Genomic DNA, 14,664 nt, shown 5'->3' with positions numbered 1-14,664 from the left:
CCCCCCCCCCCCCCCCCCCCCCCCCCCCCCCCCCCCCCCCCCCCCCCCCCCCCCCCCCCCCCCCCCCCCCCCCCCCCCCCCCCCCCCCCCCCCCCCCCCCGCGCCACCGAGCGGAAGCCGACCGACGACAGCGGCACGTCCCCGTCGTTGCGCAGGTCGAAGGGCACCTGCACGACGTCGCCGGGCAGCATCGCCCCGCCGGAGAACGGCACGCTCTGCCCGCCGGCCGCAGCATCCAGCCGGATCGACACCACCCCCGCCTGCACCTCGGTGTCCACGCTGTCGCTGCTGCTGAACCCGCCGAGGGTCCCCAGTCCCGCGACCGCGCCCACCGCGGCGAGCACGGCGACCGTGCCCACGACCTTCGCGGTGGTGCTCTGGTGCGCCACGGCGCTGCTCGTCCGGCTGCTCACGTCGCTGCCTCCCCTGCTCGTACCGGGGTGGCGGCTCCATCCCGGCACGAGCCACCCTGCGCGGCCAGCCGCAGGGTCGTGTCCAGCGATCCGCAAGAAAAGCGCAGGACGGCGGCGTCAGCTCCGCGGCGGCGCCTCGGCGGGCCGGCGCGGGCAGGGGGCGGCCGCGAGCACGAGGAGCGCCAGGACGGCGACCGCCCACCCCGCCAGGATGAACAGGTCACCGGCGTGCACGCCGTGGTTGCCGACGATCGTCAGCAGCACCGGTCCCTCGTTGCGGTACTCGCCGGTGACCAGCAGGAAGGCGAACCCGGAGACGACGGCCCCGGCGACGAGGGCGCAGAGCCAGCGGAGCATCGGACCACGGTAACCGCGCCCGGGCTCGGTCCACCCTTCCCGAGGAACGGCGGCCCCGCGCGGTGACCTCGTCAGGGCCGGGCGGCGCTCCCCGCACCCGGCGGGGCACCGCCCGCGCGGCGGCCGTCGCCCCCCGTCGGACTCTCCGCCGCCAGGCGCGCGGCCTGCGCCCGGCGCTGGGCGGACCGGCGCAGCAGCACCTGGGCCTGGACCGCGTCGGGGGTGCGCGAGGCCCGGTCGGCGAGGACGTCGGCGGTCTCCAGCAGCAGCGCGACCCGCCGCCGCTCCTCGCCTCCCACGCGCGCTGCGGGCAGCTGACCCGAGGTCATGCCCGCATGGTGCGGGAGGTCCGGCCGGCCCGCGACTCGGCGCCCACCGGGACCGGTTCCCCGACCGGGTGACGCGGCCCCACGAGCCGCTTCCCGCGGGCCCGCACCGACCCGATCGCTCACCGCCGGAACGTTCACGTGACGGCCCGGTGAACACCGGGGGGACCGCCTGGTGCCCGAACCGGAGCTGGACGACAGTGGGCGCGTGAGACCTGACGCCCGCGCCTGGTTCGCCGACCGCACCACCGCTGCGCGCTCCCTGGCGCAGGTCGATCCCGCGGGCCTGCTGCAGGCCAAGCGCCGTGGCGGGCACCGGGTCAGCGTCGTCCTCCCCGCCCGCAACGAGGAGGCGACCGTGGGCCGGCTGGTCGCCGACCTGCACGCACACTGGGTGCGCGGGGTGCCGCTGGTCGACGAGCTGGTCGTCGTGGACTCCGACAGCACGGACGCCACCGCCGACGTCGCCCGGGCCGCCGGCGCCGACGTCGTCGCCACCACCGACGTGCTGCCCGCGATGGGCACCCGCCGGGGCAAGGGCGAGGCGCTGTGGAAGTCGCTGGCCGCCACGACCGGCGACCTGGTCGTCTTCCTCGACGCCGACCTGCTCGGCGACGTCGCCCACTACGTGCCCGGCCTGCTGGGGCCGCTGCTCACCGACCCGCAGGTCAGCTACGTCAAGGGCTGCTACACCCGGCCGCTGTCCGTCGGCGGGGCCGAGCAGCCCGCCGGCGGCGGCCGGGTCACCGAGCTCACCGCCCGCCCGCTGCTCAACGCGCTGTGGCCGGAGCTCGCCGGCTTCGTCCAGCCCCTCGGCGGCGAGTACGCCGGGCGCCGCGCGGCGCTGGAGCAGGTGCCGTTCGTCTCGGCGTACGGCGTGGAGGTGGGCCTGCTCGTCGACCTGCTGGGCCTGGGCGGGCTCTCCTCGCTGGCCCAGGTCGACCTCGGCGAGCGCCGGCACACCTCGCAGAGCGTCGAGGCGCTGGGCGAGATGGCCGGCCAGGTGGTCGCCACCGTGCTGGCCCGGGCGGCGTGCACCCGCCAGCCCAGCGGGCTGCTCACCCAGTTCCGGCACGACGGCGCCGGGTTCGTGCCGCGCAGCAACGCCGTCGCGGTCGACGAGCGCCCGCCGATGATCACCGTGCCCGAGTACCGCGCGCGCCTCGCCGTCTGACGGCGGCGCCCACCGCTCGCGGAACGCGCGGCGGGCGGGGAGGATCCCCGCGTGCCTCCCGTCCGCGCTGCGCGCCGCTCTCCCCGCCCGCTGCGGTGAGCGGCCCCGAGGTCGTCGCCCACCGCGGGGCCACCGCGGACGCCCCCGAGCACACCCTGGCCGCGTACCGGAACGCCGCGATCGTCGGTGCCGACGCGGTGGAGGTCGACGTCCGGATGACCCGCGACGGCGTGCTCGTCTGCGTCCACGACCGCAGGATCCGGCACACGTCGAACGGCCGCGGCGTCGTCTCCGCCCTGCACCTCGCCGAGCTGGAGCAGTTCCGGTTCGGCGCCCGGCGCGGCCGGCTGGACCGGTGGAGGGACGACACGATCACCGCCGTCACCGACGAGCCCGACATCGAGAACGGCCTGGTGCTGACCCTCGACCGGCTGCTCGAGTACGCCTCCGCCACCCCCGGCTCCGTCCGGCTCGCCATCGAGACCAAGCACCCGACCCGGCACATCAACCGGGTGGAGCAGGAGCTGGTGCGGTCGCTGCGCCGCTACGGCCTCCTGCAGGGCGACCGGCCGGCGCAGTGGGCCGGGCGGCCGGCGTTCCGGGTGATGAGCTTCTCCCAGCTCGCCGTGCGCCGGATCCGCGCGCTCGCACCGGGCGTGCCGACCGTGCAGCTCATCGGCAAGCGCCTGCGCTCGGTGCGCACCGAGCTCCTGGGGGGTGCGATGAGCGCCGTCGGCCCGGGGCTGGCGCTGCTGCGGGCCGACCCTGGGTATGTCGCCCAGGCGCACGCCGCCGGGAAGGAGGTGCACGTGTGGACGGCGAACACGGCCGGCGACATCGACTTCCTCGTGTCGCTCGGCGTCGACGCGATGATCACCGACCACCCGGACGAAGCGCTGCGCCGCCTGGGCCGCTCCTCCACGGCCTCCTGAGCCTCCGCACCACCGCACCGCCGCACCGCGCCGCACCCCACCACCGCACGCACCGGCACCGTCCCAGCGCCCTCCGGGATCCCTTCCCCGCTCGCTCCGCCTCTGAGTGCAGGTGCACTCAGAGGCAGAGCATCCGCGGAGCCCCTCGGGCGGTCCTCCGGTCAGCTCAGGTCGAGGCGATCCAGGGCGGCGGCGAGGTCACCGGGGGTGTCGAAGACGTCGACCGCCCCGGCCTCGCGCAGCTCGTCGTCCCCGAACCCGCCGGAGCGCACGACGAGGGCCGGCATCCCGGCGCGCTTCGCCGCCGCCACGTCGAAGACGGAGTCGCCGACCATCACGCTCGGCGCACCCACGGGTTCGCCCAGCTTCTTCAGGGCCACCTCGAGCAGATCGGGGGCGGGTTTGCTCGACTCGACGTCGTCACTGGTGGTCCAGGCCTCGGCCAGGTCGCGCAGGTCGAGCAGGTCCAGCGAGTGGTCGACGTGCTTCGCCTTGCCGGAGCTGGCCAGCACCACGCGGTGCCCCCGCTCACGGAGCGCCTGCACCAGCTCCCGGGCGCCGGGCAGCGGCGCGACCTCGTCGATCAGCCGGTCGAACTCCTCGGTCCAGCGCTCACGGGCCTGGCCGCCGATGCGCTCCTCGACGTCGTCCCCGCCGAGCGCGGCCGGGAGCCGGTCGCCGCCCATGCCGATCAGCCGGTGGATCCGCCAGATCGGGAAGGTCTCCCCCAGCGACCGGAAGGCCCGGTACCAGGCGAGGGCGTGCTGGTAGTTGGTGTCGACGAGCGTGCCGTCGACGTCGAGGACTGCGATACGGGGAGAGCTCACGCCCCCGGGGCTGCCCACCCGGCGCCCGTTCCGAACGCCGGCTCCGTCCAGAGGCTTGCCCCGTCGCAGGGCCCGGCGCGAGCGGAGCGAGTGCTGGGGTGGCCGACGGGGTGTTTCCTCAGTCGGCGTGGACGAGCAGCCCGCGGACCGTCTCGCCGGCGGCCTGGTCGCGGTAGCCCTGGTTCACCTCGTCGAGGGCGTAGCGGCGGGTGATCAGCCGGTCGAGCTCGAGCCGACCCTCCTCGTGCAGCCGCAGCAGCCGGGGGATGTCGGTGAACGGGTTGCACGAGCCGAACATCGAGCCCTGCACGCGGTGCTCGAACACCGTGGTGAGCTGGCCGTTGAGCGTCGCCCGGCCCTCCTCCGGCCGGTCGGCGAGGGCGGTGAGCACGAGCGTGCCGCCCTTGCCCAGGCAGGCCGAGGCGGCCTTGTAGACCTCCCCGGTCATCTTCCCCACCGTCACGACGACGACGTCGGCACCGGTGCCCCGGGAGAGCTCGCGCGCCAGCCCCACCGCCTCCCCGGCGTCGGCGACGGTGCGGGTGGCGCCCAGCGACTCGGCGAACTCCCGCTTCATCGCCACCGGGTCGACGCCGATGACGTGCATGGCGCCGGCGTGGACGGCCCCCTGGACGGCGTTGACGCCCACCCCGCCGAGGCCGACCACGACCACGGTGTCGCCCGGCCGCACCCCGCCGGAGTACACCGCCGAACCCCAGCCGGTGGGCACGCTGCAGGCGACGAGGGCCGCGGTCTCCAGCGGCAGCCAGGGGTCGATCCGCACGCAGGAGAACTCGCTGAGCAGCGTGTGCCGGGCGAAGGCACCGATCATGCAGAACCCGCCCAGCGGCTCGCCGTCGAGGCGGTACGGGAAGGTGCCGGTGGGCAGCTGGCCCGTGGCGATGGTGGCGCCCTTGTCGCAGAGGTTGGAGCGGCCGGAGGCGCAGTAGCGGCAGTGCCCGCAGGCGGGCAGGAAGCTCGTGACGACGTGGTCGCCGGGTGCCACCCCGGTCACGCCGGCGCCGACGGCCTGGACGACGCCGGAGCCCTCGTGCCCGCCGACGATGGGGTAGCGGCCGCCGGGGTTGGCGTGCCGCAGGTGCTCGTCGGAGTGGCACAGGCCGGCGTAGGCCATCTCGACCAGCACCTCGCCGGGCCCGGGGTCGAGAACCTCCAGCTCGACGATCTCGTACTCGGCTCCTGCCTCGCGCAGCACCGCAGCTCTCGTCCGCACCGGGCGGCTCCTCCTCGCAGTCGTCGTCCGGTCGCCCCGGGCGGGTCGATCCGCGGCCATCGTGCCTGGTGGCGCCCGGTCCGCCGCGCAGGCCCCCGACCAGAGCACGCCCGGCGACATACCGGGCGGTCGGTCCTGACGGCGGTGGACACGTTCGGTGCCTAAGCTGTGCACCGTGGGTGAACTCAGCGACCGCCGTGCGCGGAAGAAGGCGCAGACCCGGGCCCACGTACGGGCAGTGGCGCACGAGATGTTCGCCGAGCGCGGGTTCGAGGCGGTCACCGTCGCCGACATCGCTCGCGAGGCCGACGTCGCCGTCCAGACGGTGTTCAACCACTTCCCGACGAAGGAGGAGCTCTTCTTCGACGGGCGCATCCCGTGTCCGCACGGCCCGGCCGACGCGGTCCGCAACCGGCCGCCGGGGACCACGCCGCTGGTCGCGCTGGGCGACCACCTGGCGGAGGGCGCCGCGTACTTCGTGGCCCTGCACGTGCGTCCCGAGGAACGCACGTTCACCGACACCGTGCACGAGAGCCCCGCACTGGCCGGCTACGAGCAGCGGATCCTGTTCGAGGCCGAACGGCAGCTGGCAGTCGCGCTGGCCGAGGCGTGGGAGACCGACCCCGAGCCCGGGATGGCCACCTCGCCGGTCCTGTTCTGCCCGCGGATCGCCGCCCCCCTGGCCGCGGCCCTCTGGCTCACCGTGTCCCGGGTGGTCGTCGTGGAGCAGCGGCGGGTCGTCGAGCACGCCGCCGACCACCGCACCGCCGCGACCGAGGTGCGGACGCTGACCGACAGCCTGATGAGCGGGCTGTACGCGCAGCTGGGCCTGGAGCCACCGGCGAACGTCGCCTCGCTGACCCGCCGCGTCGGCTGAGGCGCCGCCGGGAGGTCAGGCGGCGACGGTCTCGTCGACCGGCCGCAGCATCGGCACCAGCACCTCGTCGACGATGCACTCGACCTGCTCGGCCGTCAGCGGCTCGACCATCCGGTAGCGCTGCCACCAGAAGGCCTCGAGCACCGAGGCCAGCAAGCGCAGCCGCTCGAGCCGGAGGGGCTCCCCGCGCTGCTGGGCCCGCTCGCCGACGGTCTGGACGGCGGCCGCCAGCGGGCGCACGAGAGCCTCGTCCAGCCCTGCCCGCAGCTCCTCGTCGTGCCGGGCCGCGCCCACCAGGCTGGCCACCGCGCGCTCCTGCCGGTCCAGCGGCTGCGTCCAGCGGGCGCTGACCAGGCCCAGCAGGTCCGCCCGCAGCGATCCGGAGTCCTCGGGCAGCACCACCAGCTCGAAGCGGCTCACCGCCGCCCGGGCGAGCGCGGCCATGGACGGCCACCGGCGGTAGATGCCCGCCTTGCCGGCCCTGGCCCGGGCGGCGATGCGATCGCTGTTCAGGCGGCCCCATCCCTCGTCGGCCAGGATGTCGACGGCCACGGCGAGCAGCTGTTCCGACAGCTCCGCACTCAGCGGACGGCCCGGCGTACCGCTCACGACGCCGTCCTGTCACGGCTGGTTCTATGCACGCGGCCATCCTGGCTGCCGGACGGGGTCACCACAATGATCTCGGTCCTCTGAGGTACACCTAACTTTCCGCGCGCCCCGGCCGGGCGCCGGGGAGGACCGCCTGGTCAGGCGCCCGCGGCGCTCTCGATGTGCACCCGCAGGTTCGCCCCGTCCTCGGACAGCCAGCCCTGCGCCCGGGCGCCGGCGATCATCTGGTCCCACCGCGCGTCCCAGTCCGGGGCGGTGGCCCGGGGTGCCGCGGCAGCCCGCAGCGCCGCCACGTCGAGGGTGGCCGTCTCGGCGTCCTGCAGCCGGCCGAGGCCCGATCGCTCCAGCGCCTCGGCGGCCTCCTCGTCGGTGACCGCGCCCAGGGCCAGGTGCAGCCGGCCCAGGTCCTCGACGTCGACCACCCGCGCCTCGGGTCGCTCGTCGGCGCCCGTCATCACCTCGACGATCATTTCGAACTCCTCATGGATGACAGGTTATGGCCCCGTCCAGGGCACCGCCCTGGACGTGCGAGGGGTGGGGAGGAGGGGTCCTTCCGCTAGACATGCCAGGGGAAGCGGCCGAAGTCGGGGTCCCGCTTCTCGAGGAAGGCGTCGCGGCCCTCGACGGCCTCCTCGGCCATGTAGGCCAGCCGGGTGGTCTCGCCCGCGAACAGCTGCTGCCCGACCAGGCCGTCGTCGATCAGGTTGAACGAGTACTTGAGCATGCGCTGGGCGGTCGGGCTCTTGACCACGATCTTCTTCCCCCACTCCAGGGCGGTGGCCTCGAGCTCCGCGTGCGGGACGACGCGGTTGACCATGCCCATGGCGTGGGCGTCGGCCGCGGTGTACTCCTCGCCCAGGAAGAAGATCTCGCGGGCGAACTTCTGCCCGACCTGCCGCGCGAGGTAGGCCGAGCCGAAGCCGCCGTCGAAGCTGCCGACGTCGGCGTCGGTCTGCTTGAACCGGGCGTGCTCGGCGCTGGCCAGGGTGAGGTCGGCGACGACGTGCAGGCTGTGCCCACCGCCGGCGGCCCAGCCCGGGACGACGCAGACGACGACCTTCGGCATGAAGCGGATCAGCCGCTGGGCCTCCAGGATGTGCAGCCGGCCGCTCGAGCGACCCTTGTCGTGCTCGTAGCCGTACTTCCCGCGCACCCGCTGGTCGCCGCCGGAGCAGAACGCCCAGCCGCCGTCCTTCGGACTCGGCCCGTTGCCGGTGAGGAGCACGCACCCCACGTCGGTGGAGAGCCGCGCGTGCTCCAGCGCGGTGATCAGCTCGTCGACGGTCTGCGGCCGGAAGGCGTTGCGCACCTCCGGGCGGTCGAAGGCGATGCGGACGACGCCGGCGTCCACCGCCCGGTGATAGGTGATGTCGCTGAAGTCGAAGCCCTCGACCGGCGCCCACGCGGAGCTGTCGAAGATCTCGGAGACGTCGTCGCGGGCGCTCATGCGCCGAACCTAACCCGCGGGGCGGGGTGGACCGGCAGCCGCCGGGTCACCCGCCCCGCCGGGAGGGCCGCCCAGGACCCGGCTACGCGTCGTCGCCGGCGAGCAGCGGCCGCAGCCGGTCCAGCGAGGCGGCCAGCCCCGGGTGCAGGGCCACCGCGGCCAGGCCCGCCAGCGGCACCCACGCCACGCCGTCGCTCTCCCCGTCCAGCCGGAGGTCGACCGCCTCGAACCGGCGCACCGGCCGGGCCAGGACCGTCGTGTACGCCCAGCCCCCGTGGTCGTCCACCGACTGCGCGCCCAGCACGACGTCGCCGGCCGTCAGCCCCAGCTCCTCGGCCACCTCGCGCAGCGCACCGTCGGCCGCCGACTCGCCCGCGTGCAGCGCGCCGCCCGGCGTCCCCCAGGTGCCGCCGTGGTGCGACCACCAGGCCCGGTGCTGCAGCAGCAGCTCGACACCGTCGGGACCGTCGCGGTGGATCAGCAGGCCGGCCGCGCCGGCCCGCCCCCAGTGACGGTGCCCCTGGCTGCAGGCGGTCCAGCCTTCGGTCGAGGCGAGCACCCGCCCAGTGAACCCGCTCGCGCGGGCGGCCGCCGGGGGCACCCCGCCGGAACTCGTGCCCTGCCCACCCCGGCGGGCAGGGCACGAGCATCCCGGGAGAGGACATCCGCACCCGCCGCACCCGCACGCGCGCCGTCGCGCCGGGCCGGGCAAGGTGTGCGGCGGAACCTCTGCCTCTGAGTGCCCTGGTGATCAGAGGCAGAGTGTCACCAGGAACACCGCCCACCCCAGGGAAGGACGACCACGTGAGCACCACCACGACCATGGCCGAGCTGAACGGGCTGATCGGCACGGAGCTCGGCACCAGCGACTGGCACGAGGTCACCCAGGAGCACGTCAACCAGTTCGCCGAGGCGACCGGCGACCACCAGTGGATCCACGTCGACGTCGAGCGCGCGAAGAAGGAGAGCCCGTTCGGTGGCCCGATCGCCCACGGGTACCTGACGCTGTCCCTGCTGGCCCCGCTCTCCTCGCAGGTCCTCGTCGTCACCGACACGGTGATGGGCGTCAACTACGGCCTGAACAAGGTGCGCTTCCCCTCCCCTGTCCCGGTGGGCTCCCGGGTGCGGCTCACCGCGACCCTGAAGTCGGTCGAGGAGGTGGCCGGCGGCCTGCAGCTGACGCTGGCCGCGGTCATCGAGCGGGAGGGCGGCGACAAGCCCGTCTGCATCGCCGAGCCCGTGTACCGCTACTACGGCGGCTGAGGAAGGACCCCGTCCTCCCCACCGCTCGCAGACTCGCGGCGGTGCCCGGGACGGGGTCGACGGCAGCTCGCGCCGGCACCCGGCATAGCCTCGTCCGGTGCGGATCGCCGTCTTCACCGGGTCCCACGCGGGGCCACCGGCCCACGCGGAGGCCGTCGCGTCCTTCGCCACCGGGCTGGCCGAGGCCGGCGTCGGGATCGTCTACGGCGGGGGGCGCGTCGGGATGATGGGCGTCGTCGCCGACGCCGCGCTCGCCGCCGGCGGTGAGGTCGTCGGCGTGATCCCGCAGCACCTCGTCGACGACGAGCTGGCCCACCCCGGCCTCCCGCGGCTCGAGGTGGTCTCCTCCATGCACGAGCGCAAGGCGCGCATGACCGACCTGTCCGACGCGTTCGTCGCGCTCCCCGGCGCCGCCGGCACGCTGGAGGAGCTGTTCGAGGCCTGGACGTGGGGCATGCTCGGGCTGCACGCCAAGCCGGCGGCGCTGCTGGACGTCGACGGGTTCTGGCAGCCGCTGCTGGCCCAGCTCCGCCGCATGGTGGACGACGGCTACCTCGACGCCCCCCGGCTCGACGCGCTGGGCGTGGTCCGCGACGCCGCCGGGCTGCTGCGGTTCGTCGAGGGCTACGAGCACCCGCCGCGGAAGTGGACGGCACCCGCACCGGCCTGACCAGCGCCGTCGTGACTGCAGAGCAACAAGAACCGTGGTGCACTGGGGCCGTGGCAACCGGTCAGGTCCGAGAGTCGCGGATCGTCCACGGGCACAAGCGGGCCTTTCTCCGCGCGGGGGACGGCCCGCCGCTGCTGCTGCTGCACGGCATCGGGAACAACTGCCAGACGTGGGCCGGGGTGATCGACCGCCTCGCCGAGTCGCACACCGTCATCGCCCCCGACCTGCTGGGGCACGGCGACTCGGACAAGCCGCGCGGCGACTACTCGATCGCGGGCTACGCCAACGGCGTGCGCGACCTGCTCGCGGTGCTCGACGTCGAACGGGCCACCGTCGTGGGGCACTCGCTGGGCGGCGGCATCGCCCTGCAGTTCGCCTACCAGTTCCCCGAGCGCTGCGAACGGCTGGCGCTCGTGGGCAGCGGCGGGCTGGGCTCGGAGCTCTCCGCGGGGCTGCGGGCGGCCACCCTGCCCGGGGCCGAGCTCGTGGTCACCGCGCTGGCCGGGATCTCCAGCCCGCTGCGCATCGGGCTGCGGGCCGTCGACCAGCTCGGGGCGCTCGCCGGCTGGCGGCGGGTGCGCGACCTCGCCGAGGCCGGCGACGCGCTGCTGGCCCTGCAGGACGCCGAGGCGCGGCGGGCGTTCCTGCGCACGCTGCGCGGGGCGGTCGACGTGCGGGGGCAGGCGGTGACCGCGCTGGACCGGCTGTACCTCGCCGACTCCGTGCCGATGCTGGTCATCTGGGGCGGTCGCGACCCGATCGTGCCGGCGCAGCACGCCGAGCCGGTCCGGGCCGCGGTCCCGTCGGCGCGGATCGAGGTGTTCGAGGACGCGGGCCACTGGCCGCACCTCGACGAGCCCGACCGCTTCTGCGACGTGCTGCTGGACTTCGTCGCCACGACCGAACCGGCGCACCACGACCTGGACAGCTGGCGGCGGCTGCTCTCCCAGAACTGGGACGGCGTCCCGCGGTCGGTCGCGCGGTGAGCCCCTCCACTGCCTAGCGTCGGACGGGTGGAGCACTGGGACGTCGTCGTCGTCGGTGGTGGGCCGGCCGGTGCCGCCGCCGCCCTGGCCGCCCGTCGGGCCCGGCCCTCGGCGCGGGTGCTGGTGCTCGACCGCGCCGAGTTCCCCCGGGACAAGGTGTGCGGCGACGGCATCGCCGCCGAGGCGTTCGACGTCCTCGCCGGCCTCGGCCTGCGCCCGGCCGCCCTCACCGCCGGCTTCCCGCCGGTGCCGCGGCTGCGGCTGCGGTCGCCCGGGGGGACGACGGTCGAGCGGGCCACCGCCCGGCCCTCCCACGTCATCCCCAGGGCGGTGCTCGACGCGCGGCTGATCGCGGCCGCCCGCGACGCCGGGGCGGTGCTGCGCCGGCACGTGGTCCGGCGGATCGCGGTGCACGCCGACGCGGTCGAGGTGGACGGGTCCGTCACCGCCGGGGTGCTGATCGGCGCCGACGGCGCGGAGTCGGTGGTGCGCCGGGCGCTGGGCACCCGGCGCAACCGGCCCGACCAGCTCGCCGTCGCCCTCCGCGGCTACGCCCCCGAGCCCCCCGGGCAGCGCGGCGTCCAGGTCATCACGACCACCGACCAGCGCTGGCCGGCCTACGCGTGGTCCTTCCCGCTGGGCGACGGACGGGCCAACGTCGGGTACGGGGAGCTGGTGTCCGGCGGCGCCACCCGGGTCGAGCTCGTCGCCGGGATGCACCGGCTGCTGCCGGGAGCCGAGCCCGAGCAGCTCCGCGCCCACCGGCTGCCGCTGAGCACCGGCCGGCCCCGCCAGCCCGATGGGCGGGTGCTCCTGGCCGGTGACGCCGCCGCGTTGATCAACCCGCTGACCGGTGAGGGCATCTTCTACGCCGTGCTCTCCGGCGCCCTCGCCGGGCAGGCCGCCACCCGGGGGGCGGACGCGGGCGCAGCCTACCGGCGCGCGCTCGCCGACCGGCTCGGCCGCCACCTCCGGCACTCGTCGGTGGCCTCCCGGCTGAGCCGCTGGCCGGCGCTGATGGACTCGGTGTTCCGGGCCGCCGCCGGCTCCCAGGGCGTGTTCGACGACGTGGTCGACCTCGGCCTCGCCGACGGCCGGCTCAGCCTGCGGGCGCTCGCGGGCGCCGCCCGCTCCCTGCGCCTCCCCTCGCCGGCCGGTTAGGCCGCCGCGACCTCCACCCGGCCCCGCCCGGCGCGCTTGGCGGTGTACAGGGCGACGTCCGCGGCGGCGTAGAGCTCACGCAGATCGGTGGCCGCGCCGGCGAGGTGCGACACCCCGACGCTCACCGACATGCCCAGGCTGCTCCCGTCGGAGAGCACCAGGGGCGCCCCGCACACGGCGTCCAGCAGCTGCTCGGCGCGGCGCACCGCGGTGGCCCGCGAGCAGTCGCGCAGCAGCACGGCGACCTCGTCCCCGCCGAGCCGGCTGACCAGCGCGTCGGCGGCGCGGATCTGCTGCTTGATCACGGTGGACAGGTGCACCAGGGCGTCGTCGCCGGCCAGGTGGCCGTGCACGTCGTTGATCATCTTGAACCGGTCGACGTCCATGAGCAGCAGCGCGGTGCCCTGGGACGACGCCGCGCCGGCGCCCCCGGTTTCCAGCGCCTCGTCGAGCACCCGCCGCGTGACCATCCCGGTCAGCGCGTCGACGTCCGCCTGCTCCTGGAGCGCCGCCACCAGGCGCTCCTGCTTGTCGGTGGAGCGGATGAGCAGACCGCCGATCACACCGAGCATGGCCCCGAAGAACGCGAAGTCGGTGAGGGCACCGCTGAAGGGCGCGGCGTCGAACAGCATGACCCCGCCGGCCGCCACCGCGACGACCGTGGCGACCACCGCGCCCGCCGTCCGCAGGTGGAAGCCCGCGTAGAGCACGACGAACGCCAGGAACGCCTGCGCGCGGGTCGACGTCCCCCCGTTCACGACGGCCAGGACGCACAGCACCGCCACCCCGCCGACGGCCAGGACGACGAACGCGCCGGCGCGGTCCAGGCGCTCCGCGGACACGCCGTGGAAGAGGGCCGCCACCCCGGCCAGCCCGATCACGCAGGCCCAGACCACCGCCGGGCTCGCATCGTCGTCCGTGGCGGGCCCCAACAGTCCGACCAGCGCCAGCATCCCGGCGCAGATGGCCAGGACGACGACGGCCGTGCGCGCGGCAGCGGCGGGCTCGCGCGCTCGCAGCGACGGCGGGAAGGTCACCTCCCCCGCATCGGCACGGCGAGCCCGGCAGCGGAGCGCCGCGTCCCCCCGAGGGGTAGGCAACCCCCCGCTGCGATCGGCTACCGCCGCCCGGACAGCCGGGTGAACGCCTCCGTGCGCGCTGCGCCGTCGTACCCGCCCCGCGGTGCACCCAGGCCGAACAGCGCGCCGACGGTCGGCGCGACGTCCACCGTGCGCGCGGGCGCCCCGCTGACCGCGCCCGCCCGCACCAGGGGGTGCCCGCCCGCCACCAGGAACGGGATCGGTTCGGTGGCCGGGTGCCCGTGGTTGCCGGGGATGGGGTTGGACAGCGGCGTCGGGTCGGTGAAGCGCCAGCCGGCCCGGCAGTAGGCGACCAGGTCGCCGGCCTCCCGCCCCAGCCGCAGCTCCGCCGGCCGGTGCACCGACAGCACGCCGGGGTGGGCGGCGACCAGCCGCCGCACCTCCGCCAGCCCGGCGGCCCGCTGCGCGGCCGGGCCGGTCCAGTAGAGGAGGTCCGCGCCTCCGTTCTGGGCGATCTGCACCGACTGCCGCAGGTCCGGGCGCGGCCGCAGGACGGCGTCCACCGAGACGAGGTTCGTCGGCACCGACCAGTCCATCGAGTGGTCGGCGAGCACCACCAGCACGCTGCCGGCCCACCGGCCGGTGCGCTGCAGGTGCGCGACGAAGCGGCCCACCTGCAGGTCGGTGCTGCCCAGCGCAGGAGCGCGCGCCACCCGCAGGGTGCTGCCGGTCAGATCGCTGTGGCCGACCCGGTCGATGTCGCCGAGGTTGACGAAGACCAGGTCGGGGTCGGCCTCGTCGACCATCGCGATCAGCGCGTCGGTGGTCGCGGCGTCCGGCGCGTGCCCGGTGACGGGGATGACCGGGAACGGCTCCCAGCGGTAGGTGGCCCGCTCACCGAAGATCCCGTACAGGTACTCCTTCGACAGCACGGTGCCCGTGGTGCGGCCGGTGGCGTTCACCCGCTCCAGCAGCGTGGGGAAGCGGAGGTCCGAGGGGCGGTCCAGGTCGCGGACGGCGCCCTCGGCCCGGTCGTACACGGAGTTGGCCGGCACCCCGGACCGGTCGGGCCGGACGCCGGTCATCATCATCACGTGGTTGGGGATGGTCTCCATCACCGGCAGCGAGCGCGCCGACGGGAACCAGGTGCCCCCCGTCTTCAGCCGGTGCAGGTTCGGCGTGAGCAGCGGGGTGATCTCCTCCGGCCGCGTCCCGTCGACGACCAGCACGTAGACCCGCAGCCGGTCGGCCGCCCGCGCCCGCGGCGCCCCGAGCGCCGTCGACAGGACGACGGCCGCGCCGCCCGCGGCGGTGACCCGGAGGAACTGCCGGCGGTCCATGCCTTGCA

At 75.6% G+C, this 14,664-nt stretch carries 17 protein-coding genes; 7 read left to right on the top strand and 10 right to left on the bottom strand.

The features are described from left to right. Nucleotides 1-530: 530 nt before the first annotated feature. Nucleotides 531-770, bottom strand: a complete 240-nt coding sequence (locus ACI799_RS17780) for a hypothetical protein (RefSeq protein WP_456613595.1) — start codon at nt 768-770, stop codon at nt 531-533. Between the two features lie 71 nt (nt 771-841). Then, nucleotides 842-1,099 carry a hypothetical protein gene (locus ACI799_RS17775; protein WP_456613594.1) on the bottom strand — a complete coding sequence of 86 codons (258 nt, stop codon included), beginning with the start codon at nt 1,097-1,099 and terminating at the stop codon, nt 842-844. A 205-nt stretch (nt 1,100-1,304) separates the two neighbouring features. Between ACI799_RS17775 and ACI799_RS17770 the strand changes: the two genes are divergently transcribed. Both ACI799_RS17770 and ACI799_RS17765 read left to right on the top strand, forming a co-directional pair. Continuing rightward, nucleotides 1,305-2,270 (top strand): glucosyl-3-phosphoglycerate synthase, encoded by a 966-nt coding sequence (locus tag ACI799_RS17770; protein ID WP_456600242.1) that lies wholly within the window; start codon nt 1,305-1,307, stop codon nt 2,268-2,270. A 95-nt stretch (nt 2,271-2,365) separates the two neighbouring features. Next, nucleotides 2,366-3,202 (top strand): glycerophosphodiester phosphodiesterase, encoded by an 837-nt coding sequence (locus ACI799_RS17765; protein ID WP_456613593.1) that lies wholly within the window; start codon nt 2,366-2,368, stop codon nt 3,200-3,202. Nucleotides 3,203-3,363: 161 nt separating this feature from the next. On the opposite strand, the gene ACI799_RS17760 is transcribed toward ACI799_RS17765, so the two are convergent. Together ACI799_RS17760 and ACI799_RS17755 are read right to left on the bottom strand one after the other, a co-directional pair. After that, the gene (locus tag ACI799_RS17760; protein ID WP_456597304.1) at nt 3,364-4,029 is read right to left on the bottom strand and encodes an HAD family hydrolase; all 666 of its coding nucleotides are present in this window, start codon (nt 4,027-4,029) and stop codon (nt 3,364-3,366) included. A 118-nt stretch (nt 4,030-4,147) separates the two neighbouring features. Next, nucleotides 4,148-5,263 carry an NDMA-dependent alcohol dehydrogenase gene (locus tag ACI799_RS17755; RefSeq protein WP_456590631.1) on the bottom strand — a complete coding sequence of 372 codons (1,116 nt, stop codon included), beginning with the start codon at nt 5,261-5,263 and terminating at the stop codon, nt 4,148-4,150. Nucleotides 5,264-5,438: 175 nt separating this feature from the next. On the opposite strand from ACI799_RS17755, the gene ACI799_RS17750 reads away from it, so the two are divergent. Then, nucleotides 5,439-6,140: a TetR/AcrR family transcriptional regulator gene (locus ACI799_RS17750; protein ID WP_456613592.1), complete on the top strand. Its 702-nt coding sequence runs from the start codon at nt 5,439-5,441 to the stop codon at nt 6,138-6,140. A gap of 15 nt (nt 6,141-6,155) precedes the next feature. Here the strand turns inward: ACI799_RS17750 and ACI799_RS17745 are convergent, their stop codons facing one another. The 4 genes from ACI799_RS17745 to ACI799_RS17730 all read right to left on the bottom strand — a co-directional run bounded on the left by ACI799_RS17745 (nt 6,156) and on the right by ACI799_RS17730 (nt 8,755). Then, complete coding sequence (locus ACI799_RS17745) at nt 6,156-6,749, bottom strand: TetR-like C-terminal domain-containing protein (RefSeq protein ID WP_456613591.1); 594 nt, start codon at nt 6,747-6,749, stop codon at nt 6,156-6,158. A 137-nt stretch (nt 6,750-6,886) separates the two neighbouring features. Continuing rightward, nucleotides 6,887-7,219: a hypothetical protein gene (locus tag ACI799_RS17740; protein ID WP_456590628.1), complete on the bottom strand. Its 333-nt coding sequence runs from the start codon at nt 7,217-7,219 to the stop codon at nt 6,887-6,889. Nucleotides 7,220-7,305: 86 nt separating this feature from the next. Then, a complete protein-coding gene (locus tag ACI799_RS17735) occupies nt 7,306-8,196 on the bottom strand; it encodes a 1,4-dihydroxy-2-naphthoyl-CoA synthase (protein WP_456613590.1) in 891 nt (296 codons plus the stop codon). Between the two features lie 82 nt (nt 8,197-8,278). Next, on the bottom strand, nt 8,279-8,755 hold the full coding sequence (locus ACI799_RS17730) for an NUDIX domain-containing protein (protein ID WP_456613589.1): 477 nt from the start codon (nt 8,753-8,755) through the stop codon (nt 8,279-8,281). 245 nt (nt 8,756-9,000) lie between these two features. Here ACI799_RS17730 and ACI799_RS17725 point away from each other — a divergent pair, with 245 nt between their 5' ends. From ACI799_RS17725 to ACI799_RS17710, 4 genes are all read left to right on the top strand, one after another. Next, nucleotides 9,001-9,459 carry a MaoC family dehydratase gene (locus tag ACI799_RS17725; protein WP_456590625.1) on the top strand — a complete coding sequence of 153 codons (459 nt, stop codon included), beginning with the start codon at nt 9,001-9,003 and terminating at the stop codon, nt 9,457-9,459. 97 nt (nt 9,460-9,556) lie between these two features. After that, a complete protein-coding gene (locus ACI799_RS17720; RefSeq protein WP_456613588.1) occupies nt 9,557-10,129 on the top strand; it encodes an LOG family protein in 573 nt (190 codons plus the stop codon). Nucleotides 10,130-10,179: 50 nt separating this feature from the next. After that, nucleotides 10,180-11,115: an alpha/beta fold hydrolase gene (locus tag ACI799_RS17715; protein ID WP_456613587.1), complete on the top strand. Its 936-nt coding sequence runs from the start codon at nt 10,180-10,182 to the stop codon at nt 11,113-11,115. 27 nt (nt 11,116-11,142) lie between these two features. Continuing rightward, a complete protein-coding gene (locus tag ACI799_RS17710; protein WP_456590622.1) occupies nt 11,143-12,276 on the top strand; it encodes a geranylgeranyl reductase family protein in 1,134 nt (377 codons plus the stop codon). Here the strand turns inward: ACI799_RS17710 and ACI799_RS17705 are convergent. Then, entirely contained in the window at nt 12,273-13,313 is a 1,041-nt protein-coding gene (locus ACI799_RS17705; protein WP_456613586.1) for a GGDEF domain-containing protein, read from the bottom strand. The two genes, ACI799_RS17710 and ACI799_RS17705, sit on opposite strands and share 4 nt — an antisense overlap. 80 nt (nt 13,314-13,393) lie before the next feature. Further along, complete coding sequence (locus ACI799_RS17700; protein ID WP_456613585.1) at nt 13,394-14,656, bottom strand: alkaline phosphatase family protein; 1,263 nt, start codon at nt 14,654-14,656, stop codon at nt 13,394-13,396. Nucleotides 14,657-14,664: the final 8 nt, after the last annotated feature.

It is taken from the genome of Blastococcus sp. SYSU DS0753 (assembly GCF_054051175.1).
This window is presented reverse-complemented; position numbering and strand designations above follow the sequence as displayed.

Excerpts from the sequence above, each read along its gene's own strand:
- ACI799_RS17780 (WP_456613595.1), bottom strand. The coding sequence starts at position 770 with ATGCTCCGCTGGCTCTGCGCCCTCGTCGCCGGGGCCGTCGTCTCCGGG.
- ACI799_RS17775 (WP_456613594.1), bottom strand. The coding sequence starts at position 1,099 with ATGACCTCGGGTCAGCTGCCCGCAGCGCGCGTGGGAGGCGAGGAGCGG.
- ACI799_RS17740 (WP_456590628.1), bottom strand. The coding sequence starts at position 7,219 with ATGATCGTCGAGGTGATGACGGGCGCCGACGAGCGACCCGAGGCGCGG.
- ACI799_RS17735 (WP_456613590.1), bottom strand. The coding sequence starts at position 8,196 with ATGAGCGCCCGCGACGACGTCTCCGAGATCTTCGACAGCTCCGCGTGG.
- ACI799_RS17700 (WP_456613585.1), bottom strand. The coding sequence starts at position 14,656 with ATGGACCGCCGGCAGTTCCTCCGGGTCACCGCCGCGGGCGGCGCGGCC.